Consider the following 22,607-nt stretch of genomic DNA (forward strand, 5'->3'; position numbering starts at 1 on the left):
GCTTCTGCCGCCGGATCTCGCAGCCATTCCAGGCAGCCGATTTTGACCCCAGGTAGAAGGTTGAACCCCGTCACAGGGGGAAAGGCCTCAGAATGACATTGGGAGAAAAGCCATTTCCGCTCCCACGGAGCCAAGCATGTCCGAGTCGTTCTTCAACACCGCGTCCCTGCCGACTCTCCAGGGCTGGCAGGCGCCCGGGTCCCTGGATTTCCAGGCCGCCTTCCTCCGTGCGGGGGGCTGGGCCCTGCCGCGCACCGAAGCCTTTCCGGATGCCGCCAAGCTGCGGGAACGCCTGCAGGAACTGAAGGCCTCCATGCGCGAGGGCGCCCGGATCGGGTTGGACCTGCGCGGCCTCCGGGACAGCGCGGATTCGGTCATGGCCGCCGCCCGCGAGGCCGGGGTGGCCTTCCTGCTGCACACGGCGGAGCTGCCGCCCTCCCTCACCATGCTGCGCCACGCCAACCTGCCTCGCATCGTGGCGGTCCAGAACGCCGAGGAGGCGGCCCAGGCCAAGGCTGGCGGCGCCTCGGGCCTCCTGGCCCGGGCGGGCCTGGTGGCAGCCCTTCGGCACCTGGGCCTCCCCGTGGTGGCCACCGCCGACACCGAGGCCGAAGCCCGGCAGGCCATGGCCGACGGCGCCGTGGGCCTCCAGCCCCGCACGCCCTCCCTCCTGGATGCCTCGCCCCTGGCGGCCTTCCGGACCCGGCTCATGGCGGGCCTCGATTCCATGGCCCAGTCCCTGGTGCGCAAGGGCGCCTGCACGCTGCCCCGCCTGCGCATCCGCAACCTCGACCTGGCCTACCCCATCCAGCAGGGCGGCATGGGTGTGGGCATCTCCTGGGAGGGCCTCGCCGGGGCCGTGGCCCGCGAGGGCTGTGTGGGCTTGGTCTCCGCCATCGGCACGGGCTACCACGGTTCCGCCAGCCCCAAGATGCGCCTGGGGCGGCCCGACGGCACCGATTCGCTGAATCCCCCCAAGGCCCTGGAGTGGATCGTCCGGGCCGCGCGCGAGCGCGCCGAGGGGCGGGGTGCCGTGGGCGTGAACATCCTCTGCGCCATCGAGGGCTACGAGGCCGCCGTGAAGGCCTCCCTGGCCGGCGGCGCTCAGATGATCGTGTCCGGCGCGGGCCTGCCCCTGGGTCTGCCTGGCATGGTGGGTGACGCGGACGTGGCCCTGGTGCCCATCGTGTCTTCGGGCCGCGCGCTTCAGGTCATCTGCAAGCAGTGGCAGCGGAAGTTCAGCCGCCTGCCGGACGCGGTGGTGCTGGAGGGCCCCGAGAGCGGTGGCCATCAGGGCTTCAGCCACGAGGGCTGCGCCGATCCGGCCCACACGCTGGAGAACATCCTGCCCGAGGTCATCGAGGAGCGGGACAAGTGGGGCGACTTCCCGATCCTGGTGGCCGGCGGCGTCTGGGACCACGCGGACATCCAGAAGTTCCTGGCCCTGGGCGCCTCCGGCGTTCAGATGGGCACCCGCTTCATCGGCACCTTCGAGTGCGACGCCTCGCCCATCTTCAAGGAGGTCATCCTGCGGGCGAAAGCCGAGGACATCGGCCTCATGAAGTCCCCCGTGGGCCTGCCTGCGCGGGGGGTGCGCACCAGCCTCCAGCGCCGCATCGAAGAGGGCACCGCCCCTCAGGTCCGCTGCGTGAGCAACTGCCTGTCGCCCTGCGGCCACGGCAAGGGCGCCGCGGCCGTGGGCTACTGCATCGCCGACCGCCTGGCGGACGCCATGAAGGGCGATCAGGAGAATGGCCTCTTCTTCACCGGCAGCAACGGCGCCAAGCTCCGCGAGCTGATCAGCGTCCGCGACCTCATCGAGGAGCTGACCCAGGATCCGGGGCTGCAGCGGGTCTACGCCTAGGAGCGTTTTTCCGCCACGATCTCCAGCACCATGGGCGTGATCATCAGGGTCTTCGGATCGGCTTCGGCGGCGCGGAGGGCCTCGCGCACGGAGCGGACCCAGGCCTCATCCACCCGGCCCAGCTCCAGGAGGCGCAGGAGGTTGGTCTCCACGAAGGCGGAGGGCCACTTCCAGATGAAGTCCGTGGGCGGGATCACGAAGATCTTCGGCTCGAGGCGCGTCACGGTAAGGCCGGCGGCCTCGAGCAGGGTGGGGAGGGAGAGCGCGATGTCCGGCTCGCCGCCGGAGGCCCGCCAGCTGGCCATGACTTCCGAGACGAAGGACTCCAGGGGCGGGCAGGGGGGCGCCAGGCGCCAGGTGCGATAGTCCAGGTATTCGTGGAAGATGGCCACGCCGCCGGGCTTCAGGGCCCGGGCCACGGTGGCCACCAGCTTCGCGGGATCGGACACGAAGGAAGCCACCCAGCGGCACCAGGTCGCGTCCATGTCCGCCACTTCCAGGGGGCCCGCCATGAGGTCCTGCTCGTGGAAGCGGACGTTCGCGAGGCCGCGCGCCAGGCAGGCCCCGCGGGCATGCTGGAGGAAGTTTCCCGAGCGCTCGGCCGCATGGACCTCGCCTGTCGGCCCCACGATCTCCGCCAGGTCCAACGTGGCGTAGCCGGGACCGGCGCCCACATCGAGCACGCGGGAGCCGGTGGTGATCCCCGCCCGCCGCCAGCACTCGAGCACCTGGGGACGCCAGACCCGGTGCTGCAGACCCAGCCGCTCGATCTCCTCCCGGTGCGTCCCGAGGACATAGTCGCGCTCGCCGGATCCGGCCATCCCTGCCTCCATGCCTGTCATGACGCCAGTCTAGCGGAGGGAGTGGGACCGCCTCAGGGGGAGGGCCTGCATGATTCATTTCATGAAACTAAATAATGTCGTTAATTTGCAATTGATTTTGTGTCTCATGAGCTTAGCTTGGATGGACCACTCCCGAAGTGCCTCACCCATGGGATCCCATCCCGGAGAATGGACATGGCCCGTGATTCGCGCCCCATCGCACTCGCACCTCCACACCGCCTCTACACCTTCGCGGCCTGGGCGGTGGCGGCCATCGTGGTCCTCGGCTTCGCGAAGACGTACTACCTCAAGGCGGTCTTCGGCACGCCCACGCTGTCTCCCATGCTGCATCTCCACGGGCTGGTCATGAGCCTCTGGTTCGGCCTGTTCGTGGTGCAGACGCGGCTGGTGGCGGTCCGCCGGCTGGACCTGCACCGGCAGCTTGGGATGCTCGGCGCCTTCCTCGCCATGGCGGTGCTGGTCATCGGCACGATGACAGCCATCAACGCCGCGCGTCTGGGGCGTTCTCCGGGGCCGCCGCCGCTGATCTTCCTGGTGGTGCCCCTCGGGGACATGGTGGTGTTCGGAACGCTGGTGGGCACCGGCCTCTGGTTGCGGGCCCGGGGGGACTACCACAAGCGGCTCATGCTGCTCTCCTGCGTGGGCATCCTCGCGGCGGCCATCGCGAGGATCCCCCTCGACGCCATTGCCAAGGCCGGACCTCTGGCCTATTTCGGCCTGACGGACCTGGCGGTGATCGGTTGCACGATCTACGACCGCCGCCGCACGGGCCGCCTGCATCCCGCCTTCCTGTGGGGCGGGCTCTTCGTCATCCTGTCGCACTGGCTGCGCCTGGCCCTGGCCGGAACCGGGCTCTGGATGAGCTTCGCCACCTGGGTGACGAGGTAGCTCAGCTCGCGGTCGTCAGTTCGCAGCGGCCGGCCCGCAGCAGCTAGCCCGCATTGGGATGCCGCTCCAGCAGCTGGCGGAGGGGCGCGTTGCGCTTCACGGCGTCCTGGCGCCGGAGGTGGGCAATGAGCTGGGGCGGGGTGGCGCTCCAGCGGCCCAGGTTCTGGATGAGCAGGGTGGAGACGTAGGTGCGGCGGCAGAGCAGGGCGGTGGCGTGGCCGTCCAGGGTGAGGCCCACCAGGCTCGCCAGACAGCGGCCCTCGGTGGTGAGGATGAGCTCGGCCTTCTCCTCGCCCGTGCGCTGGGTGAAGCTGGCGCGAAGCAGATCCCGGGCCATGGCGCGCACCTGTTCCGGCGCGTCGCGGGAGGTGGCCACCAGATACTGCTCCGCCAGACGCCGGGCGGACCAGAGCCGGCGGTAGAGGCCGGCCGGAAGCAGCGGATTCTGGAGGAGGGCCCGGCGCACGCCGGTGTCGTTTGTGAAACCCGCCCGTCCGCCCAGGGCTTCCAGGCCCGCCGCGGTGCGATGGTGGGCCGCGATGAGGCGAGCGTGGACAGGGCCCACTTGGGGATTCTCCAGCACCGAACGGATCACCTCGGCAGTGGGGTCGAAGCACCAGGCGCTCAGCTCGGGTTCCACGGCGGCCCGGGCCAGGGCCACACGCTCGTCCACCGGCTTCGGGTGCAGCTGGTGCTCGAAGAGCTGGCGGTGGGTCGCCGTCCGGGCGGCCGAGGCAGGAGATTCCACTTCCTCCGCCTCCTCGTCTGGGGCGGATTCCAGCACCGGAACCACCGGAACCGGGGGAGGGGCCACGGGCCGCGGCGCGGGTGCTGGCGCCTCTGGCAGCACCGCTCCCAGGGCGACGAGCTCCCCGAGCATGCCCGTCAGCTGATCCTGCTCCAGCCCCGTGAGGGCGGCCAGGGTCGGGATGTCCAGCGTCCCATCCAGGCGCGACAGCAGATAGCCCTGCTTGGAATCGAGGGGCAGCGAGCGGGCATCCACTTCCGCCCGCGGGACGGGTCTCCAGGTCATCGGAAGAGCATAGGCTGGAAGGGGGGCACAGCCTACTCTTCCACCACGCCCTTCAGCCAGGCTTTGCCCCGGAGGCGCTCGACGCTGGTCTCGGGGAACAGGTCGAGCGGACTCTTCCCCTCCAGGCCCAGGCGGGGCACGGCCGCGCAGGCGAAGCCCAGGCGCGCGCCCTCCTGGAGGCGCAGGGGGAGTTGGGCCACGGGGCGGACCTCTCCGGTGAGCCCGACTTCGCCCATGAACAGGCCCTTTTCGGCCAGCAGGCGGCCCGTCGCGCTGCTGCACAGGGCGGCGATGACGGCTAGGTCGGCCGCCGGATCCTCGATCTCCAGCCCGCCGGCCACGTTCACGTACACGTCCCGGTCGTGGAGCTGCACGCCGCCCCGGCGCTCGGCCACGGCGCAGAGCATGGACAGCCGCTGTCCATCGATGCCCAGGGCCGTGCGGCGGGGGATGCCCAGGCCCGCGGCGGCCACCAGGGCCTGGATCTCCACCACCATGGGACGCGTGCCGCTGAGCACCACCGTGGCGGCGCAACCTGGGCGGGGCTGGGCGTCCAGGAAGAAGGGATTCCCTTCGGCGGGCACCAGGCCCTTTTCGGTCATGGCGAAGACGCCCAGCTCGAAGGCGGCGCCGAAGCGGTTCTTCAGGGCGCGCAACAGACGGTGGTGGTGGTGGCGGTCACCTTCGAAGGCCAGCACCGTGTCCACCAGGTGCTCCAGGACTTTCGGGCCGGCCAGGCCGCCATCCTTGGTGACATGGCCCACCAGCACCAGGGGCGTGCCCGTGGTCTTGGCCCAGCGGGTGAGCATGGCGGCGCAGCCGCGCACCTGGCTCACGCTTCCGGCGCTCGATTCGAAGTCGGGATCGAAGAGGGTCTGGATGCTGTCCACCAGCAGGAGGCCCGGCTTCATGCGCTCGGCCTCTTCGATGATGCGGCGCACGTCCGTTTCCGCCAGGAGGTGGATGCCGGGGTTCTCGGCTCCCAGCCGCTGGGCCCGCAGCTTGATCTGGCGCTCGCTCTCCTCGCCGCTGGCGTAGAGGACGGTACTAGACGAGGGGGACCGCCCGTTCGCTTCGCTCTCTCTGCGTCCCCCTCGCGCTCCCCGCGTGTCCTCAGGGCCGAGCCCGGATTCCACGCCTGATCCTCCTGCCTGCGCAGCCCACTGGAGCAGCAGGGTGGATTTGCCGATGCCCGGCTCACCGCCGAGGAGGACCACCATGCCCGGCACCACGCCGCCGCCCAGCACCCGGTCCAGCTCAACGAGGCCCGTGGGGCTGCGCTGGGTATCCGTGACCTCCACGTCCGGGAGCGCCACGGGCCCCGTGTAGTGACTCTGCGAGTAGGCCGATCCGGCGCGCTGGAGGTCGCGCTTCAGGCTGCCGCGCACCTCCTGAACCGTGTCCCAGGCCCCGCAGGCCGTGCACTTGCCCAGGGCCTTGGGATGGCGGGCGCCGCAAGCCGTGCACTCGAAGAGCGGGCTGGTCTTGGCCATCAGTCGCGGACTTCCTTCCGGATGAAGGCCACCACGTCGTCGGTGTTCGTGCCGGGCTGGAAGATCTCGCGGATGCCGAGGGCCTTGAGGCCGGGGATGTCCTCGTCGGGGATGATGCCGCCGGCGAAGACCAGCACGTCGTCCGCGCCCTGCTCCTTCAGCAGCCGCATGACCTCGGGGAAGATCTGGTTGTGGGCGCCGCTGAGGATGCTCAGGCCCAGCACGCGCGCATCTTCCTGCACCACGGCGGCCGCGATCTGCTGGGGCGTCTGCCGCAGGCCGGTGTAGATCACCTCCATGCCGGCGTCCCGCAGGGCGCGGGCCACGACCTTGGCGCCGCGGTCGTGCCCGTCCAGGCCGGGCTTGGCGATGACGACGCGGATGGGGGCCTGGCTCATGGGGACTCCGTCGGGTTACCAGTTTTCAGTCTGCCTCAGCGCCTCGTAAAGGCCAATGGCCGCGGCCTGGGCCAGGTTCAGGCTGCGGTGGTGGTCTCCGATCATGGGGATGCGCACCAGCCGGTCCTTGTGGGCGTCCAGGATGGCGTCGGGCAGCCCCACGGTCTCCTTCCCGAAGACCAGCCCATCCCCAAAGGCCCAGGGGATCTGGGTGTGGCGCTTGGCGCCCTTGGTGCTGAAGAACCACAGTCGCTGAGCGGGGTTGCGGGCCAGGAAGTCCTCCCAGCTCTCGTAGTGGGTGGGCTCCAGCTTCTCCCAGTAGTCCAGTCCCGCCCGACGCAGGTAGTAGTCGCTGGTGTCGAAGCCCAGGGGATGGATCAGGTGGAGCTTCGCCCCGTTGTTCACGCAGAGGCGCCCGATGCTTCCGGTGTTCTGCGGAATCTCGGGCTGGTGCAAGATGATGTGGAACATGGGGGGTCCTGATGAGCAGCGCTAGGAACGAATGTCTGTTCTGCAAGATCGCGCGGAAGGAGATTCCCGCGACCCTAGTGTATGAAGATGACAGCTTGCTCGCCTTCAAAGACATCTCGCCCCAGGCGCCGGTGCACCTTCTGATCATCGCGAAGGCGCACTGCGAGGGCCCGGCGGACATGACACCGGAGATCGCCGAGGCCGTGGGGCGCATCCCCCAGGTGGCCGCGCGCCTGGCCCAGGAATTCGGGGTCGCCGCCAGCGGTTGGCGCCTCCTCACCAACTCGGGGCCCGATTCGGGGCAGACCGTGTTCCATCTCCACTTCCACCTCCTCGGCGGCAAGCCCCTGGGCGGGAAGCTCTGCCTTTGAACTGAACCCGGTTACCTTCTATTCATATTTAGCGAAAAAGACACGCCTTTGCGTGTCTTTTTCGCTTTTATTTCCGCTTGTGGCATCTCGGCGCCTTTCTAGACTTTGAAGTGGTTCTCAGTGGAGAAAAGTGGTCTGAAGTGGATCAAAGTGGTCTCTTCCTTCCCCCTGGTATCTCCTGAGGCCGCAGTTGAAAGGCGATGCCGGTGCTGCGACTCCGCGGTAATTCACCGGCCACGGTGGACGAGAAGGGACGACTGAAGCTCCCCTCATCCTTCAAGGCCGAGCTCGAATCCTTCGCCCAGGGCGAGGGGGCCGAAGCTCTGCGTGAAGGTCCCGGCGCCCTGCGGCACTACCTGACCTCCCTGGACGGTCGCTCCGCCCGCCTCTACCCCCTGCCGGTCTGGGAGGCCATCGAGGCCCGGCTGGCAGCCCTGCCGTCCACCAGTCCCGCCAAGCGCAAGTTCCTGGAGACCACGGCCTACTTCGGCAGCGAGGTGGAGCCGGACGCCCAGGGCCGCTTCGTCATTCCGCCCATCCTGCGGGAGGCCGCCCAGCTCACCGGCGAGGTGGCCGTGCTGGGACAGATGGACCACCTGGCCCTGTGGAACAAGGCCGGCTTCGAGCGCCGCCTGGCGGCCGAACCCCTGGGTGCCGAGGACCTGGCCCAGCTCGCGGACCTGGGGATCTGATGATGACGATCCCCGTTCATGTCCCCGTGCTGCTCCAGGAGGTGCTGGACAACCTGGTGCTGCCGCCGGCGGCCCGGATCCTGGACCTCACCCTGGGCCTGGGCGGTCACGCGGAAGCCCTGCTGGCCCGCTGCGACAAGGAAGCCCGCTACCTGGGCGTGGACCGCGACCCCGAAGCCCGCTACCAGGCTCGGCGCCGCCTGGGCGACGATGCCCGCCTCGAGATCCTGGCCTGCGCCTACGAGGACCTCTGGGACGATGCCCGTTTCCTGGCCTGGAAGGCGGAATCCGCCCCCGGCGGCTTCGACGCCATCCTCGCGGACCTGGGCGTCTCCACCCTGCAGCTCCGGAGCCCGGAGCGCGGCTTCAGCTTCCGGGACGAAGGCCCCCTCGACATGCGCATGGACACCACCTCCGGTCCCACTGCCGTGGAGTGGATCGCGGAACAGACCGACGAAAGCCTGGCCGACGCGATCTACCAGTACGGCGAAGAGCGCGCCAGCCGGCCCATCGCCCGCGCCATCCTCCGGGCGCACCGCGAAGGCCGGCTGGCCACCACCAAGGACCTGGCCGAAGCCGTCTACACGGTCATTCCCCGCGAGCCGGCCAAGCGCAAAGGCCATAGCGACCCCGCCACCCGCACCTTCCAGGCCATCCGCATCGCCGTGAACGGGGAGCTGGACCGGCTGGCCGCCGCCCTGGAAGCCGCCGCCGGACACCTGCGCCCCGGTGGGCGCCTGGCCGTCATCAGCTTCCACAGCCTGGAGGACCGCATCGTCAAGCAGACGCTGCGACGCCTCGCGGGCATCTACGACGGCCCCGGCCGCACGGCCCCGGCCGTCCTCCCCAAGACACTCAAGCTCATCCATCCCGGTGGTCTCGCGCCCAGCGAGGCCGAGGCCGCCGCGAATCCCCCCTCCCGCTCCGCCCGCCTCCGCGTGGCCGAGCGCCTCCCCTGATCGAGGTCAACCATGGCTGCCGGAATCCTGCCCAGCCCCACCGCTCCCGTCCGGACGGTCGAGAGCGAAGGCATCCTGCGCATGCTGCTCCTGGTGCTGGCGCTGGCCATGCCCCTGGGCGTCCTGGCGTACCTGAAGATCCAGAGCACCCGACTGGGCTACGCCATGGGCGACCTGAAGGAGCGGATCCGCAAGGAGGAGGAGCTCCAGCGCAAGCTCCTGCTGGAGCGCAGCCGCTACCAGCGGGATGAGGCAGTCCAGAGCTATGCCGAGAAGGCCGGGCTCCAGCCCCGCAAGCAGAGCCACCTGGTCCGCCGCGGCTTCACCCCGGAAGATCAGCGCCTGGCCAAGCTCCGCCCGGTGTCGTCCGATGGATTGTAGTCTGTAGGCAGGGGGCCGCCGCCCTCGCCACCGTTCCATCCCGCCCCGGCCTTCCCGTGTCCATCCGCTTCGCCACCGAGCCCCGCGTGTCCCGCCGCCTCCTGGGCCGGCAGGATCCCCAGGATCTGCTGAACCAGCGCCTGCCCTGGATCATGGGCGGCATGGCCTTCTGGGCCCTGCTCATCCTGCTGCGCCTGCTCTGGCTGCAGGGCATCGAGCACCGGAAATACCAGGCCAGGGCCGATCAGCAGCACACCACCATCGTGCCGATCCCCCCCATCCGGGGCGAGCTGCGGGACCGGCGAGGGGAGCCGCTCGCCATTTCCATCAAGGTGGAGAGCCTTTTCGTCGATCCCCGCGTGTTCTACCCGGACTACAAGCCGGGAAGGGGGGAGGAGCGGCAGTGGGGCGATCCCGACCGCAAAGCGGCCGCCGCTGTGGCGGCGAAGCTGGCTCCCATCCTGGAGCAGACGCGGGCCCAGGTTCTGGAGAAGCTCCTGCGGAAGAAGACCTTCGTCTACCTGGAGCGGCACCTGCCTCCGGTCAAGACGGCCGCCGTGCGGGCCCTGAACCTGGACGGCATCGAGTTCCAGCCCGAGAGCCAGCGCTTCTACCCGCGGGGCAGCCTGGCGGCGCAGATCATCGGCTTCACCAACATCGACGGCCTGGGCCAGCTGGGCATCGAACAGACCTACGACAAGCAGCTGGCGGGCGTGAAGGGCGAGCTCATCGCCCCCAAGGACGCACACGGCAAGCTGCTCATCCTCCAGGAGAACTACAGCAGGATCCCCGTGAACGGGGCCTCGCTCCAGCTCAGCCTGGACGCCTCCATCCAGCACATCGTGGAAGACACGCTCGAAGAGGGGGTGCGCCTCTCGCGACCGCGCACGGCCTACGCGGTGGTGGTGGATCCCCGCACCGGGGAGATTCTCGCCATGGCCGGCACACCCACCTTCGACCCGAACCACATCCTGCCCAAGAAGTTCCGCAATCGCCCCGAATCCGAGCTTTCCTCCGCGGAGCGTGAGGAACTCAACCGTGAACTGGAACGCCAGAAGGCGGCCCGCAAGGTGCACCCGGTGGAGGATGTGTACGAGCCCGGCTCCACCATGAAGATCTTCACAGCCGCCATGGCCCTCGAGGAGCGCAAGATCCACCTGGGCGAGCGCATCGACTGCATGTCGGGCCGCTGGCAGTACAGCGCGAAAGTGCCGCCGATCACGGACACCCACCGCCACGGCCTCCTCACCTTCGAGGAAGTGCTCTGGCAGAGCTCCAACATCGGCGCCGCGAAGATCGGCATCCGCCTCGACCCGGCGGTGCACTACCAGTACCTGCGGAAGTTCGGCTTCGGCGACGCGACGGGGCTCAACTTCCCCGGCGAGAGCTCCGGCCGCCTCATCGCGCCGGACCGCTGGAGCGTGCCCACCCAGTACACCATGTCGTACGGCTACGGCCTCAGCACCACGCCCCTGCAGATCCTCATGGCCGGCTGCGCCCTGGCCAACGGCGGCAAGCTCATGCAGCCGATCCTCGTGCAGCGAATCTACAACGACAAGGGACTGCTGCTGAAGGAGTTCAAGCCTACCGTGCGCGGCCAGGTCATCAGCGAGGAGACGGCGAACCTCATGAAGGAGACCCTGAAGGGCGTCATCACCCAGGGGACCGGAAAGAAGGCCAAGCTCGACAACGGCGTCGAGGCCTTCGGCAAGACGGGCACGAGCCGCAAGCTCATCGACGGCCAGTACGACCCCAAGCGCCACTTCGCGTCCTTCATGGGGTTCTTCCCGGCCGACAAGCCCCAGTTCGGGGTTCTGGTGATGCTGGACGACCCCGCCGGGGATACCACCGGCGGCGACGTGGCGGCGCCCCTCTTCAAGCGCATCGGCGACGGCATCCTGCGGTTCCGGCAGACCTCTCCGGATCCCGACCGGGAGGCGGACTTGAAGCTGTCCCTGCGGGACTGGCCGGTGAGTGAAACGGATGAGGCCGCCCTGCACGTGGAACGGGGCCGCGTCCCCGATCTCCAGGGCCTTAGCCTCAAGGCCGCCATCCATCGTGTCGTGCTGGTAGGCGGGAATCCGAAGGTGGACGCGGCGCCCGGCACCACCGCCACACACGTGGTGGGGCAGAGCCCTGCGCCGGGAACCCCGCTGGAGCCGGGCACGGCGGTGAAGATCAAGGCGGGGATGCCATGAAGCTGGACGTGCTCATCGATGGCCTGGCCGTGCGCCGCTCCGGGCCGGAAGTCGAGGTGGCGGATCTCACCAGCGACAGCCGCGAAGTCCGCCCTGGCTGGGGCTTCCTGGCCCTCCAGGGCGAGAAGGCCGATGGCGCCGCCTTCGTGCCGCAGGCCCTGGCGCAGGGCGCGAGCGCGATCTTTTCTGCTTCCGGCGTGCCTACGCCGGAAGGCGTCGCGGACTGCACCTTCACCGGCGCTCCCCGCCTCCAGATGGCCGACCTGGCCCGCCGTCTCCACGGCGCGCCGGATGAGCGCCTGGCGCTGATCGGCGTCACGGGCACCAACGGCAAGACCACCACCACCACGCTCACCCGGCAGCTTCTGCGGGGAGCCGGCCTCGGCTGTGGCCTGGTGGGCACGGTGCTGAACGCGGCCGGGGACATGGAGGAGGAGGCGGTCCGCACCACGCCGGAAAGCCCGGCCTTCTACCGCTGGCTGCGCCGCAGTGTGGAGGCCGGCGACGCGGCCTCCGCGGTGGAGGTGAGCAGCCATGCCCTCTGTCTCGGACGTGTCCACGGCGCGCGGTTCAAGGTCGGCGTCTTCACGAACCTCACCCAGGACCACCTGGACTACCACGGCACCATGGAGGCCTACTTCGAGGCCAAGCGCCGGCTGGTGGCTCAGTGCGACCGCTTCCTCGTGAATGCCGACGATCCCTGGGGCCGTGTGCTGTTGGAACGGGATGGCCACGCCAGCTATGCCGTGGATCGCGCCGCCCGCTACCAGGCCCGGGATCTGGATCTGGGGCCCACGGGAACCCGGTTCACCCTGGCCGCCGAGCGGCGGAGCTGGGAGGTCAGGAGCCCGCTCCTGGGCCGGTTCAACGTGTACAACCTGCTGGCGGCCCTGGCGGCCTGCGCCGAGGCGGGCTTCGACCTGGACCGGCTGGTGCCCGCCGTTCCCATGGTCCAGGGCGCGCCCGGACGACTGGAGCGCGTGGACTGCGGCCAGCCCTTCGGCGTGATGGTGGACTACGCCCACACGCCGGACGCCCTGGAGAAGCTGCTGGCGGAGGGCCGCCGCCTGCTGCCGCCGGGCGGTCGCCTGCACGTGCTCTTCGGCTGCGGGGGAGATCGCGACCGCGCCAAGCGGCCGCTCATGGCCGCGGCCGTGGCCGCCGGGGCGGACGTGCTCTGGCACACCAGCGACAACCCGCGCGGCGAGGATCCCGAACGCATCCTGGACGACGCGGCTCCGGGCATCCCGGAGGCCCTGCGCACCGATGGCGCCCGATACCACCGCAACGCAGACCGGCAGGAATCCGTGCGGCAGGCCCTGGCCGACTGCCGCCCCGGAGACCTGCTACTGCTGGCGGGAAAGGGCCACGAGCCCTACCAGGAAATCCGGGGCGTGAAACACCCCTACAGCGACCGCCTGGCCGTCGAAGCTGCGCTGCGAGGGAACCGATGACGCGGATCCTTCCCGTCGCGGGTCCCGCGGATGCGGCCATTGAGGAAGCTGCGGCTCTGCTGCGTGCGGGGGGCCTGGTGGCCTTCCCCACGGAGACCGTGTACGGCCTGGGGGCCGACGGCCTGAATCCGGCGGCGGTGGCCCGGATCTATGCCGCCAAGGGGCGCCCGGCCACGAATCCCGTGATCCTCCACGTGGCGGACGCGGCCTCCGCCCAGACGCTTGTCTCCCACTGGTCCCCTGAGGCACAGAGGCTGGCGGAGCGGTTCTGGCCCGGACCGCTGACCCTCGTCCTGCCCGCTTCAGGCACCGTGCCTTCCATCGTCCGTGCCGGCGGCCCCTCGGTGGCCCTGCGCTGCCCGGCCCATCCGGTGGCTCTGGCCTTGATCCGCGCCACCGGGCGCCCCCTGGCTGCGCCCAGCGCGAACCGAAGCCAGCACCTGTCGCCCACGCTGGCCCAGCACGTGGCCTCCAGCCTGGGCGAGGCGGTGGATCTCATCCTCGACGGGGGGCCGACGGAGGCGGGCCTGGAATCGACGATCCTGGACCTGTCCAGGGGCCGCCCCTGCGTGCTCCGCCCCGGGCCCATCCCACCGGCCGACCTCGAGGTTCTGGTCGGCCCCGTGGACCTCTGGGAAGGGGCGGTCCGGGCGGGCGACCGCCAGGCGGCTCCCGGCATGGCCGAGCGACACTACGCTCCCCGGGCCCGGCTGCAGCTGGTGGCGCCAGGCTCCGGCTTGCCTGAAACCCCGGGCGGCACCTTGTTCGGGACATCGGGTTCCGTGGCGTACGTGGCCCTCGGAACCCTTCCCCCGCTTCCACCGGGGGTCCGGGGCATCCTCCTGCCCCTGGACGCGGACCTGGTCGGGGCGAGGCTCTATGCCCTCCTCCACGAACTGGACGACGCAGGCTGCGAGCGTATCTTCATGGAGCGCCCGCCAGAAGATGAGGCCTGGCTGGCGGTTCGCGACCGTCTGCGGCGGGCCTCGGCGAAGGAGCAGCCATGAGCCCATCTACGAGCCTCTGGTCGCTGTTCCAGGCCGCCTCCCAGGTGGGCGGCGAGATCCTGGGCGACGGCGCCGTGGTGCCGTCCTCGCTTTCCTTGGATACCCGGACTCTCGAGCCTGGCGCCTGTTTCGTGGCCCTGCGGGTCGAGCGGGATGGGCATGAGTTCGTCCCCCAGGCGGTGGAGAAAGGAGCCGCCTGCCTGCTGGTGGACCATCCGGTGGACAGCGGGTGTCCACAGCTCGTGGTGCCGGATACCCTGGCTGCGCTCCAGCGCTGGGGCCAGGCCCGACTGGCCGCTGTGCGCCCCAAAGCGGTGTTCGGCGTCACCGGAAGCGTCGGCAAGACCAGCACCAAAGAACTGCTGGCGGCGGCCGTGGGCGGGTGGAGGACCCCTGGGAACCGCAACAACACCCTGGGTATGCCCGAGGCCCTGGCCACCCTGCCTGAAGGGCTCGGTGCGGCGGTGCTGGAAATGGGCATGAGCACGCCCGGGGAAATCCGGCGCCTCACCGAGATCGCCCCCCTGGATTTCGGTCTCATCACCCTGGTGGGCACCGCCCACGCCGAGAATTTCGCCCAGGGACAGCAAGGCATCGCCGAGGCCAAGGGTGAGCTGGTGGCTGGCCTGGCGCGAGGCGGGGTATGGGCTCACCTCGCCTCGGACCCCTGGTGCCGCTGGATCGCGGAGCAGCCCTGGGCCCGGCATGCCGAGGCCCTGCCGGTGGGCGAGGGGCATCCTTTCGGCTGGGAGAACGTCGAGTCCCTGGGGGCGGCAGGAGAGGCGTTCCTCCTGCGCACACCCAAGGGCACGTTCCCGGTTCGGATCCAGCTCCCCGGAGAGCACCAGGTGCGCAACGCCGCCCTGGCCGCGTCCCTGGCTGTCCATGCGGGCCACGATCCAGAGCGCGTGGCGGCCGGCCTGGGAACGGTCGTGCCTGAACCAGGCCGGGGCAGGCTCCACCGGATGCCCGGTGGCGGGTGTCTGCTGGACGAGAGCTACAACGCCAGCTCCGACTCCATCCTGGCCTGCGCCCACGCTCTGCTGGACCTGCCAGGCGGAGAGGCGGTGGCGGTCCTCGGTTCCATGAGGGAACTGGGGGCGCATTCGGCGCGGATCCACCGCGAGACCGGTGCCGCCCTCAAGGCCCTGGGACTGTCCCGACTCTGGGCCTACGGGGACTTCGCGGAGGACTACGCGGAGGGCTTCGGCCTCCGCGCCGTGTCGTTCCCTGATTTCGAATCGTTGCGCGAGGCCGCCGCAGGTCTATCCGCCATCCCGCCGGGAGCCCGTATCCTGGTGAAAGGCAGCCGGTTCTGGCGCACGGAACGCGCTGTCGAGTGGCTCCTCGCCCACTGATCCAGTCCCCAGTCCCCAGTCCCCAGTCTTCAGTCCTCAGTCCTCATTCTTCAGTCCTCGGCCCACAAATCTTCAGAATTCCGGACCCCCCATGCTTCCTTGGCTCCTCTACCCCTTTCGCGACGTGATTCCCGGTTTCTCCGTCTTCCGGTACGTGACCTTCCGGACGGCCATGGCCGCGGCCACGGCGATGATCCTCAGCCTGGTGCTGGGGCCCTGGGTGATCCGGACGTTGACGGCCCTCAAGATGGGCCAGCACATCCGCGGCGAGGGTCCCGAGCACCACCAGAAGAAGGCGGGAACCCCCACCATGGGCGGCATCCTCATCCTGCTGGTGATCACCGTGTCCACGCTGCTCTGGTGCGACCTCAAGAGCGGCGCCATCTGGGTGGCGCTCATGGCGCTGCTGGGCTTCGGCACCGTGGGGGCCTTCGACGATGCCCAAAAGCTGCTCAAGAAGCAGAACCTCGGCCTCACCAGCTGGCAGAAGATGCTCCTCCTCACGGGGATCTCGCTGCTGGTGGCCTGGCTCATCCTGCACTTCGGCCTGCGCGGCGCCGCCACCAGCCAGCTTTCCATGCCGTTCTTCAAGAACTTCCGGCCCAACGTGGGCGTGTTCCTCATCCCATGGATCTGGCTGGTGATGGTGGGCACGAGCAACGCCGTGAACCTCACGGACGGCCTCGATGGCCTGGCCATCGGCGGCACGCTCATCGTGTCGCTCACCTACGCGATCCTGGCCTATGTGGTGGGCCACGCGAAGATCGCGGCCTACCTGGTGGTGCCCCACGTCCCCGGCGGCGCCGAGCTGTCGGTCTTCATGGGCGCCATGGCCGGGGCCTGCCTGGGCTTCCTGTGGTTCAACGCCCACCCGGCCGAGGTCTTCATGGGCGACACAGGATCCCTGGGCCTGGGCGGGGCGCTGGGCACCGTGGCTGTGGTCATCAAGCAAGAAGTGCTGCTGGTCATCGCCGGCGGCCTCTTCGTGCTGGAAGCCGTGAGCGTCATCCTCCAGGTGGGCAGCTTCAAGCTACGCGGCGGCAAGCGCATCTTCCGCATGGCGCCCTTCCACCACCACCTCGAGCTGGGGGGACTCCAGGAAACGAAAGTGGTGATCCGCCTCTGGATCACCGCCATCGTGTGCTCGATCCTGGCCCTCAGCTCTCTGAAGCTGCGATAGGCTTCGGCCGCGTGGGCCACGGCTGGCCCAGGATGAAGCCCTGGCCCCACGGCACGTCCGCGTCCATGACGGCCTCGAGCTCCTCCATCGTTTCGATGCCTTCGGCGATGAATCCGATGCACATGTGCCGGGCGAAGTGGGAGAGGGCGTTGAGGAGGGCGGCCTGGTAGGGCCTGCGGTGGACCTGCTCCACGAGGCTCCGGTCGGCCTTGATGTAGTCTGGCGCCAGTCGCGCCATCTGCGTGAGGCTCGCCACGCCCGCGCCGAGATCATCCACGGCCACGCGCAGTCCGACGTCGCGCAGCCGCTTGGCGTAGGTCTGGAGCGCCTCGAGGTCGTGCATGCCCTGGGATTCGGTGAACTCCATCACCACGCATTCCACGGGGAAGGACAGGGCTTCCAGCCAGCGTGGCAGGCGCGCCCAGAATCCCGGGGCTTCCAGGCTCACGGGCTCGAGGTTCACGAAGTGGAGGTGGTTGCCGGTTCCGCGCTGGGCCAGGGCTGCGAAGGTGGCGTCGAGAAAGCGCAGGTCCAGCGTCAGCCGGTCTTCCGGTGGGAGGGTGGGGTTCTGCAGGATCGGCCCGACGGGATGGGCGATGCCTGCCTTGTCCAGGTGACGGGCCAGATACTCCTGGGCCACCATGCGATTGTCTTGCAGCCGGTACATGGGCTGGACGTGAGGCACGATCGTGCCCTCTCCGCTCAACAGACTTTCCAGGATGCCCTTGGGCATGGCCACTCCGCACTCGTGCAAGGGTCCTTCGTCCAGTGTAGCGCTGTCGCGCGCCAGGTGCTCGCATGCAGGAAGGTCCGTCGCGGGTTACGCTGGAATCGGGGGGGCGACATGCGCACCGTGGTCATGGGAGCGGGACGTTCGGGCTTGGCGGCGGCCCGTTTCCTCGCATCGCAGGGGCGGCCCGTGGTGCTGACGGACAGCCGGCCCGGGCCCGATCCCGCCTTGGAGCTTGAGCTGGCCCGAGCGGGCATTCCCGGGGTGTGGGGCAGCCATCCTGAATCGCTCCTGGATCATTGCGGCGAACTTGTCATCAGCCCCGGGATTCCTCCCAGCACGGCCTTTGTCGCAGCTGCCATTTCCCGAGGAATCCCTGTCATCGGCGAGGTGGAGCTGGCCCACCGCGCGCTCCGGGACCGGCGCGACGGGAGCCGTGTGCTGGCCGTGACGGGTACCAATGGCAAGAGCACCACCACGGATCTGGTGGCCCACCTGCTCAAGGCGGCCGGCCTGCCTGCGGTGGCCTGCGGCAACCTGGGCACTCCCGTCATGGAGGCCGTGACCGCGGACACCCAAGGAGCGGTCTACGTGGTGGAGCTGAGCAGTTATCAGCTCGAGACCGTGGCGGCCTTCCATGCCGAGGGCGCAGCATTCCTGAATCTGACGCCGGACCATCTCGCTCGCCACGGCACGCTGGAGGCCTACCGTCGCGCCAAGTTGCGGATCTTCGAACGGCAGACCGCCGGCGATCTCCGGGTTGTCCCCGTGGCTCATCCCGAGTGGTGGCAGGATGCGCCGGGTGATGGGCGGACCGCTTGCTTCGGCTGGACCGAGTGCGAGGCCTGGTGCGATGCCGGAGGCCACCTGCGCCTGCAAGGCGAGCTGGTCCTTCACCGCGATGATCTGCGCATTCCCGGCGACCACAACGTGGAGAACGCCCTGGCGGCGGCCCTCCTGGCCCACCACGGCGGCGCGGATGTCGAGGCCATCCGCCGAGGGCTGCGGACCTATCCGGGGCTGGCCCATCGCATCGCCTTCTGCGGAGAAAAGGCCGGCGTGCGCGCCTACAACGATTCCAAGGGCACGAATGTGGATGCCACGGTCACGGCCATCCGGGCCCTGCCGGGCCCGCTGGTGCTGCTGCTGGGAGGCACGGACAAGGGCGCCAGCTACGGGCCTCTGCGCGAGGCTCTGGATGGCAAGCTGCGGCGCCTGGTGTTCCTGGGTGAGGCGATTCCACAGCTCACCCGCGACCTGGGCGACCTGCCCCATGAGGTCGTGCCGGCCTTCGACGAGGCCGTGCGGACAGCCTTCACCCTCGCCCATCCCGGCGACCAGGTGCTCCTCAGCCCAGCCTGCGCCAGCTTCGACCAGTTCGACAACTTCGAGAAGCGCGGGGAGCGCTTCGAGAGCCTGGTGAAGGCCTGGCTCCAGTAGAATCGGTTATGCACGATGCCGCCCGAGCCGCCGCCGATCTCCGCGCCATGCTGGGCGCCGATGCCGTCCTGACGGAGGCCAGCGATCTGGCCCGCTATGAGGACGGCTGGCGCTACGGGAAGGGCAGAGCCCTGCTGGCCGTGCGCCCCGGGACCACGGAGCAGGTGTCCGAAGTCCTGGCCTACTGCCACGAGCGGGGCATCCGGGTGATGCCCCAGGGCGCCAACACGGGCCTGGTGGGCGCCTCCAACCCAGACGCCAGCGGCGAGATGCTCGTGCTCAGCCTGGAGCGCCTGAACAAGCGCCTGGAGATCGACCCCATCAACCGCACCGCGGTGGTGGACGGTGGGGTACTGCTCAGCGCGCTGAACGCGGCGCTGGCGGAGCACGGCCTCATGTTCCCCATCGACCTGGGGGCGGATCCCAGCATCGGCGGCATGATCGCCACCAACACTGGCGGGACCCGGCTCCTGAAGTACGGCGACGTGCGCCACAACCTCCAGGGCCTGGAGGCGGTGCTGGCGGACGGCACGGTGGTGGAGGTCATGAACCACCTCCGGAAGAACAATACGGGCCTGGATTTCAAGCAGCTCTTCGTGGGCACCAGCGGCGTGTACGGCGTGATCACCGGGGCGGTGCTCCAGGTGGTGCCTGTGCCCCGGCAGCACGCCACGGCCCTGGTGGGCTGCGCCTCCGGCCAGGCCGTGCTGTCCCTCCTGCAGGCGCTGGAGGGGGATATGGCCGACGTGTTCACGGCCTACGAGGTCGTCAGCGCCAACGCCCTGGGCCCCGTGTTCAAGTATCACGAGGACATCCGGAACCCCTACGGTGCCGCCAGACCCCCTGCGTACACCGCCCTGGTGGAGCTGTCCTCCACGCTTCCGGAAGCGGCGCTGGACCTGGCCGAGGTGCTGGAGGAACGCCTGGGTGCCTTCCTGGAAGACGAGCGCGGCGAGGGCATCACGGATGTCTTCATGGGGAAGCCCGAGGACTTCTGGGCCATCCGCCACCACATCAGCGAGAGCCTGCGGAACGAGGGTAAGGTGCTGGCCTTCGACATCAGCGTTCCCCGCAGCCGGATGGCAGCCTTCACGGATGCCGCGGCGGCCTTGCTGGCCCAGGATTTCCCCTTCGTCCGCTGCTGCGACTTCGGCCATTGGGGCGACGGCGGGACCCACCTCAACCTCGTGTGGAACGAGGCCGAGTCACCCAGGCCGACGCCGATGGTCGTCGAGGAACTGCAGTCTCGGATCTACGAGTTGGCGGTTCGCGGCTTCGATGGTTCCTACAGCGCCGAGCACGGGGTCGGCCCCCACAACCAGCGCTTCTACGACACCTACACCCCGGAGCCCGTGAAGGCCGCGAACCAGGCCCTCAAGCGGCACCTGGACCCCAAGGGCCTCCTGGGCACCACCAGGCTGGGCTGAACCGGGTCTGTCCAGCGATGGCCGCCGGCCGCGTCCGAGGGTAGATTCGAAGGATTCCCGGAGGCTCCATGCGCTCATCCATTCTCGCCCTGTCCCTGGCGGCGCCCCTGCTGGCGCAGGCGCCCGCGCCCAAGGCGGACCTCTTCGAGCCCGTGCGGTTCCTTGTCGGGGATTGGGTGGGGGAATCGGACGGGAAGCCCGGCTCCCCCAGCGGCGCGGCCTCCTTCCGGTTCGAGCTTGAGGGGAGGACCCTGGTGCGGCGCAGCCACGCCGACTACCCCGCGGCCAATGGCCGCCCGGCCGCTCATCACGAGGACCAGATGACGATCTTCGTGGAGGGTGGCCAGCTCAAGGCCTTCTACGTCGACAACGAGGGCCACGTCATCCGTTACGTGGCCACCGCCATTCCCCAGGGCGCGGCCTTCACCAGCGAACCGGCCCCGGGCCCGCGCTTCCGCCTGACCTACCTCCGCGGGGCCGCCGACGCCGTCACCGTCCGCTTCGAGATCGCCCCGCCCAACGCCCCCGACGCCTTCAAGACCTACGTGGAAGGCGTCACCCGCAGGGTGAAGTGACCTTCAAGCGCTTTTCCTACCTGCAAAACGGGCTCCCGATCGGGAGCCCGTTTTGCAGGTAGGAAAATGACATCAAGCCTTGTGGTGGGGCTTCTGCTCCCAGAAACGCGGCGGCGCGTAGCAGATGGCCATGAAGATCAGCTGGCTCAGGCCGAAGCCCATGAGGGCGTAGAAGGCCTGGTCCATGAAGCCGTAGGAGTGCAGACCGACGCCAAGCATGTTCACGCCGAACCAGGAGCAGGCGGTGATGATGTTGCCGAAGATCGCCATCACCATGGTGCCGCGCTCGCGGACATAGCCGGCCCAGCGGGCGTGGAGGATGATGGCGTTCCAGAGCACGATCAGCAGGGCGCCGTTCTCCTTGGGATCCCAGCCCCAGAAGCGGCCCCAGGACTGGTCGGCCCAGATGCCGCCCAGCACGGTGCCGACGAAGCTGAAGAAGAGGGCGAAGCAGATGATGCCGTAAGCCATGTCCACCAGCGCCTTGTCCGTCTCCACATCCACCATGCGGACGATGTGCTTCCGAATGGCGTAGGCGATGGCGATGGCACCTGCCAGGAATGTGCCGGAGTAGCCGATGGTGATGGTCACCACGTGGGTGGCCAGCCAGAAGTTGGAGTCCAGCACGGCCCGCATCATCTCCATGGTGTCGCCCTCGGTGCCCAGGTTCTGGGCGACGATCAGAGAGGCGAACCCGGCCACGGCGGCCACCGCGGTGCCGAAGCCCTTGCGGTACATCCGCTCCACGATGAGGCCCAGGATCACGGCACCCCAGCCCACGAAGATGGCCGAGGAGTAGAGGTTCGTCACCGGCGGGCGGCCCTGGAGGATGATGCGCGCGGCCAGGCCCAGGGTGTGGACGATGGCGCCCGCGAAGAGCAGCGAGTAGGCGGTGGGGCGCAGCAGCTCCGGCTTCCAGATCCAGGAGATGCACAGGACGATGAACGCCACGAAGTAGATCGACAGGCCCACGAAGAAGGGCTGGGCGCGGTTGAAGACGACCTCGTTGCTCGCGTGGCTGAGGGCCCCGGGCTTGAGGGTGGAGACCACCCCGTCCATGTCGGCCAGGGCCTGGTTGAAGCTGGCGGCATCGTTGGCGACATAGGCCGCGTTGAGCCGCGCGAGGGGGGCCAGGGCAGGGTGGACCCCTTGGCCAGCGGCCATGGCGCGGAGGCCCTCGCCCACATTCTTCCAGGCATCGGGATTGCCGCCGGGGAGGGGCGGCAGGATGCGGAACTGGGACAGCTGCATCAGGTCCTGGTGGCGGGCGGAAGCCTCGGCATCGCTGATGGACTGCAGTTCCCAGCCGAGGCCCGGCGAGCCGGCCAGCTGGAGGGTGTTCCGCAGCTTGTAGTAGAGGTAGACGCGATCGAACAGGTTGACGATGGCGCTCTGGAAGCGGGTCCGCTTCTGGGGCGCGATGGGCTGCGCCGTCTGGGCCTGCCTCTGGATCTCCTCCAGATGGGAGGACAGGTCGACGAAGCTGAAGTAGTTCCGATTCTTCGTCTGCTTGGCGCCGATGAGGCCGATGACGTCGGGATCATCGATGACGAAGATGGGCTGCTGGTCCGCCACCTGGGGGCGGAACAGCACGTCGAGGATCCACTCGTCGGGCCCGATCGTGCGGCCGTCGTAGCGGAAGCCCTGGCGGCTGTGGATGACCAGCAGGGAATTGCGGGCCACGGAATCCAGCGGCTTGACGCGCCCGCCTTCGAGGATGGGGATGTTGCCGAAGCCGGCGACGTCGAAGCCGCGGACCTTCCCGCCGGGGAGGGCGAAGATCAGGGCGACCAGGAGGGCGAGGGCCCCGGCGGCCCAGGCGAGGTATTTCTGCACGAAGGTCATG

General features: G+C 69.2%; 21 protein-coding genes. 14 read left to right on the plus strand and 7 right to left on the minus strand.

The window, feature by feature from the left end:
- The first annotated feature begins 136 nt into the window (after window positions 1-136).
- The gene (locus MLJ35_RS15825; protein ID WP_275976302.1) at window positions 137-1,864 is read left to right on the plus strand and encodes an NAD(P)H-dependent flavin oxidoreductase; all 1,728 of its coding nucleotides are present in this window, start codon (window positions 137-139) and stop codon (window positions 1,862-1,864) included.
- On the opposite strand, the gene MLJ35_RS03845 is transcribed toward MLJ35_RS15825, so the two are convergent.
- A complete protein-coding gene (locus tag MLJ35_RS03845; RefSeq protein WP_243383095.1) occupies window positions 1,861-2,685 on the minus strand; it encodes a class I SAM-dependent methyltransferase in 825 nt (274 codons plus the stop codon). The two genes, MLJ35_RS15825 and MLJ35_RS03845, sit on opposite strands and share 4 nt — an antisense overlap.
- Window positions 2,686-2,880: 195 nt before the next feature.
- Between MLJ35_RS03845 and MLJ35_RS03850 the strand changes: the two genes are divergently transcribed.
- Window positions 2,881-3,594, plus strand: a complete 714-nt coding sequence (locus tag MLJ35_RS03850) for a hypothetical protein (RefSeq protein ID WP_243383096.1) — start codon at window positions 2,881-2,883, stop codon at window positions 3,592-3,594.
- A 43-nt stretch (window positions 3,595-3,637) separates the two neighbouring features.
- On the opposite strand, the gene MLJ35_RS03855 is transcribed toward MLJ35_RS03850, so the two are convergent.
- Genes MLJ35_RS03855 through MLJ35_RS03870 form a run of 4 tightly spaced genes read right to left on the minus strand, consistent with a single transcriptional unit; the run spans window position 3,638 to window position 6,989 of the window.
- On the minus strand, window positions 3,638-4,627 hold the full coding sequence (locus tag MLJ35_RS03855; protein ID WP_243383097.1) for a hypothetical protein: 990 nt from the start codon (window positions 4,625-4,627) through the stop codon (window positions 3,638-3,640).
- Between the two features lie 32 nt (window positions 4,628-4,659).
- Window positions 4,660-6,120 (minus strand): DNA repair protein RadA, encoded by a 1,461-nt coding sequence (locus MLJ35_RS03860; protein WP_243383099.1) that lies wholly within the window; start codon window positions 6,118-6,120, stop codon window positions 4,660-4,662.
- The gene (locus MLJ35_RS03865) at window positions 6,120-6,518 is read right to left on the minus strand and encodes a cobalamin B12-binding domain-containing protein (protein WP_243316299.1); all 399 of its coding nucleotides are present in this window, start codon (window positions 6,516-6,518) and stop codon (window positions 6,120-6,122) included. The genes MLJ35_RS03860 and MLJ35_RS03865 overlap by 1 nt, the downstream gene beginning before the upstream one ends.
- A gap of 15 nt (window positions 6,519-6,533) precedes the next feature.
- Window positions 6,534-6,989 carry a tRNA (cytidine(34)-2'-O)-methyltransferase gene (locus tag MLJ35_RS03870; RefSeq protein ID WP_243383100.1) on the minus strand — a complete coding sequence of 152 codons (456 nt, stop codon included), beginning with the start codon at window positions 6,987-6,989 and terminating at the stop codon, window positions 6,534-6,536.
- 11 nt (window positions 6,990-7,000) lie between these two features.
- Here MLJ35_RS03870 and MLJ35_RS03875 point away from each other — a divergent pair, with 11 nt between their 5' ends.
- From MLJ35_RS03875 to mraY, 9 genes are all read left to right on the plus strand, one after another.
- Window positions 7,001-7,360 (plus strand): histidine triad nucleotide-binding protein, encoded by a 360-nt coding sequence (locus MLJ35_RS03875; RefSeq protein ID WP_243383102.1) that lies wholly within the window; start codon window positions 7,001-7,003, stop codon window positions 7,358-7,360.
- 200 nt (window positions 7,361-7,560) lie between these two features.
- Window positions 7,561-8,052 (plus strand): division/cell wall cluster transcriptional repressor MraZ, encoded by a 492-nt coding sequence (locus tag MLJ35_RS03880; RefSeq protein ID WP_243320812.1) that lies wholly within the window; start codon window positions 7,561-7,563, stop codon window positions 8,050-8,052.
- 2 nt (window positions 8,053-8,054) lie between these two features.
- A complete protein-coding gene (gene rsmH, locus MLJ35_RS03885) occupies window positions 8,055-9,011 on the plus strand; it encodes a 16S rRNA (cytosine(1402)-N(4))-methyltransferase RsmH (protein WP_243383103.1) in 957 nt (318 codons plus the stop codon).
- A 12-nt stretch (window positions 9,012-9,023) separates the two neighbouring features.
- Window positions 9,024-9,392: a hypothetical protein gene (locus MLJ35_RS03890; RefSeq protein ID WP_243293897.1), complete on the plus strand. Its 369-nt coding sequence runs from the start codon at window positions 9,024-9,026 to the stop codon at window positions 9,390-9,392.
- 56 nt (window positions 9,393-9,448) lie between these two features.
- Window positions 9,449-11,590: a penicillin-binding transpeptidase domain-containing protein gene (locus MLJ35_RS03895; protein ID WP_243383105.1), complete on the plus strand. Its 2,142-nt coding sequence runs from the start codon at window positions 9,449-9,451 to the stop codon at window positions 11,588-11,590.
- Window positions 11,587-13,044: a UDP-N-acetylmuramoyl-L-alanyl-D-glutamate--2,6-diaminopimelate ligase gene (locus tag MLJ35_RS03900; RefSeq protein WP_243383106.1), complete on the plus strand. Its 1,458-nt coding sequence runs from the start codon at window positions 11,587-11,589 to the stop codon at window positions 13,042-13,044. Before MLJ35_RS03895 ends, MLJ35_RS03900 begins: the two co-directional genes overlap by 4 nt.
- Window positions 13,041-14,051, plus strand: coding sequence for an L-threonylcarbamoyladenylate synthase (locus MLJ35_RS03905; protein WP_243383107.1), 1,011 nt, complete (start codon window positions 13,041-13,043; stop codon window positions 14,049-14,051). Before MLJ35_RS03900 ends, MLJ35_RS03905 begins: the two co-directional genes overlap by 4 nt.
- Complete coding sequence (locus tag MLJ35_RS03910; protein ID WP_243383108.1) at window positions 14,048-15,409, plus strand: UDP-N-acetylmuramoyl-tripeptide--D-alanyl-D-alanine ligase; 1,362 nt, start codon at window positions 14,048-14,050, stop codon at window positions 15,407-15,409. Before MLJ35_RS03905 ends, MLJ35_RS03910 begins: the two co-directional genes overlap by 4 nt.
- A 91-nt stretch (window positions 15,410-15,500) precedes the next feature.
- Window positions 15,501-16,589, plus strand: a complete 1,089-nt coding sequence (mraY, locus tag MLJ35_RS03915) for a phospho-N-acetylmuramoyl-pentapeptide-transferase (protein WP_243320823.1) — start codon at window positions 15,501-15,503, stop codon at window positions 16,587-16,589.
- Here mraY and MLJ35_RS03920 read toward each other — a convergent pair.
- Window positions 16,567-17,322: an EAL domain-containing protein gene (locus tag MLJ35_RS03920; RefSeq protein ID WP_243383109.1), complete on the minus strand. Its 756-nt coding sequence runs from the start codon at window positions 17,320-17,322 to the stop codon at window positions 16,567-16,569. The genes mraY and MLJ35_RS03920 overlap by 23 nt on opposite strands.
- 111 nt (window positions 17,323-17,433) lie before the next feature.
- On the opposite strand from MLJ35_RS03920, the gene murD reads away from it, so the two are divergent.
- The 3 genes from murD to MLJ35_RS03935 all read left to right on the plus strand — a co-directional run bounded on the left by murD (window position 17,434) and on the right by MLJ35_RS03935 (window position 20,761).
- A complete protein-coding gene (gene murD, locus MLJ35_RS03925) occupies window positions 17,434-18,759 on the plus strand; it encodes a UDP-N-acetylmuramoyl-L-alanine--D-glutamate ligase (protein ID WP_243383110.1) in 1,326 nt (441 codons plus the stop codon).
- 8 nt (window positions 18,760-18,767) lie between these two features.
- Complete coding sequence (locus tag MLJ35_RS03930) at window positions 18,768-20,186, plus strand: FAD-binding oxidoreductase (protein ID WP_243383111.1); 1,419 nt, start codon at window positions 18,768-18,770, stop codon at window positions 20,184-20,186.
- Between the two features lie 68 nt (window positions 20,187-20,254).
- Window positions 20,255-20,761, plus strand: a complete 507-nt coding sequence (locus tag MLJ35_RS03935; RefSeq protein WP_243383112.1) for a hypothetical protein — start codon at window positions 20,255-20,257, stop codon at window positions 20,759-20,761.
- Window positions 20,762-20,833: 72 nt separating this feature from the next.
- Here the strand turns inward: MLJ35_RS03935 and MLJ35_RS03940 are convergent, their stop codons facing one another.
- On the minus strand, window positions 20,834-22,606 hold the full coding sequence (locus MLJ35_RS03940; protein ID WP_243383113.1) for a cytochrome c biogenesis protein: 1,773 nt from the start codon (window positions 22,604-22,606) through the stop codon (window positions 20,834-20,836).
- Window position 22,607: the final 1 nt, after the last annotated feature.

This window comes from Geothrix alkalitolerans (genome assembly GCF_022808885.1).
Classification (GTDB): domain Bacteria; phylum Acidobacteriota; class Holophagae; order Holophagales; family Holophagaceae; genus Geothrix; species Geothrix alkalitolerans.

Excerpts from the sequence above, each read along its gene's own strand:
- MLJ35_RS03920 (WP_243383109.1), bottom strand. The coding sequence starts at position 17,322 with ATGCCCAAGGGCATCCTGGAAAGTCTGTTGAGCGGAGAGGGCACGATC.
- mraY (WP_243320823.1), top strand. The coding sequence starts at position 15,501 with ATGCTTCCTTGGCTCCTCTACCCCTTTCGCGACGTGATTCCCGGTTTC.
- murD (WP_243383110.1), top strand. The coding sequence starts at position 17,434 with ATGCGCACCGTGGTCATGGGAGCGGGACGTTCGGGCTTGGCGGCGGCC.
- MLJ35_RS03880 (WP_243320812.1), top strand. The coding sequence starts at position 7,561 with ATGCCGGTGCTGCGACTCCGCGGTAATTCACCGGCCACGGTGGACGAG.
- MLJ35_RS03870 (WP_243383100.1), bottom strand. The coding sequence starts at position 6,989 with ATGTTCCACATCATCTTGCACCAGCCCGAGATTCCGCAGAACACCGGA.
- MLJ35_RS03940 (WP_243383113.1), bottom strand. The coding sequence starts at position 22,606 with ATGACCTTCGTGCAGAAATACCTCGCCTGGGCCGCCGGGGCCCTCGCC.
- MLJ35_RS03850 (WP_243383096.1), top strand. The coding sequence starts at position 2,881 with ATGGCCCGTGATTCGCGCCCCATCGCACTCGCACCTCCACACCGCCTC.
- MLJ35_RS15825 (WP_275976302.1), top strand. The coding sequence starts at position 137 with ATGTCCGAGTCGTTCTTCAACACCGCGTCCCTGCCGACTCTCCAGGGC.
- MLJ35_RS03875 (WP_243383102.1), top strand. The coding sequence starts at position 7,001 with ATGAGCAGCGCTAGGAACGAATGTCTGTTCTGCAAGATCGCGCGGAAG.
- MLJ35_RS03905 (WP_243383107.1), top strand. The coding sequence starts at position 13,041 with ATGACGCGGATCCTTCCCGTCGCGGGTCCCGCGGATGCGGCCATTGAG.
- MLJ35_RS03930 (WP_243383111.1), top strand. The coding sequence starts at position 18,768 with ATGCACGATGCCGCCCGAGCCGCCGCCGATCTCCGCGCCATGCTGGGC.
- MLJ35_RS03855 (WP_243383097.1), bottom strand. The coding sequence starts at position 4,627 with ATGACCTGGAGACCCGTCCCGCGGGCGGAAGTGGATGCCCGCTCGCTG.
- rsmH (WP_243383103.1), top strand. The coding sequence starts at position 8,055 with ATGACGATCCCCGTTCATGTCCCCGTGCTGCTCCAGGAGGTGCTGGAC.
- MLJ35_RS03910 (WP_243383108.1), top strand. The coding sequence starts at position 14,048 with ATGAGCCCATCTACGAGCCTCTGGTCGCTGTTCCAGGCCGCCTCCCAG.
- MLJ35_RS03865 (WP_243316299.1), bottom strand. The coding sequence starts at position 6,518 with ATGAGCCAGGCCCCCATCCGCGTCGTCATCGCCAAGCCCGGCCTGGAC.
- MLJ35_RS03900 (WP_243383106.1), top strand. The coding sequence starts at position 11,587 with ATGAAGCTGGACGTGCTCATCGATGGCCTGGCCGTGCGCCGCTCCGGG.
- MLJ35_RS03890 (WP_243293897.1), top strand. The coding sequence starts at position 9,024 with ATGGCTGCCGGAATCCTGCCCAGCCCCACCGCTCCCGTCCGGACGGTC.
- MLJ35_RS03860 (WP_243383099.1), bottom strand. The coding sequence starts at position 6,120 with ATGGCCAAGACCAGCCCGCTCTTCGAGTGCACGGCTTGCGGCGCCCGC.
- MLJ35_RS03935 (WP_243383112.1), top strand. The coding sequence starts at position 20,255 with ATGCGCTCATCCATTCTCGCCCTGTCCCTGGCGGCGCCCCTGCTGGCG.
- MLJ35_RS03845 (WP_243383095.1), bottom strand. The coding sequence starts at position 2,685 with ATGGCCGGATCCGGCGAGCGCGACTATGTCCTCGGGACGCACCGGGAG.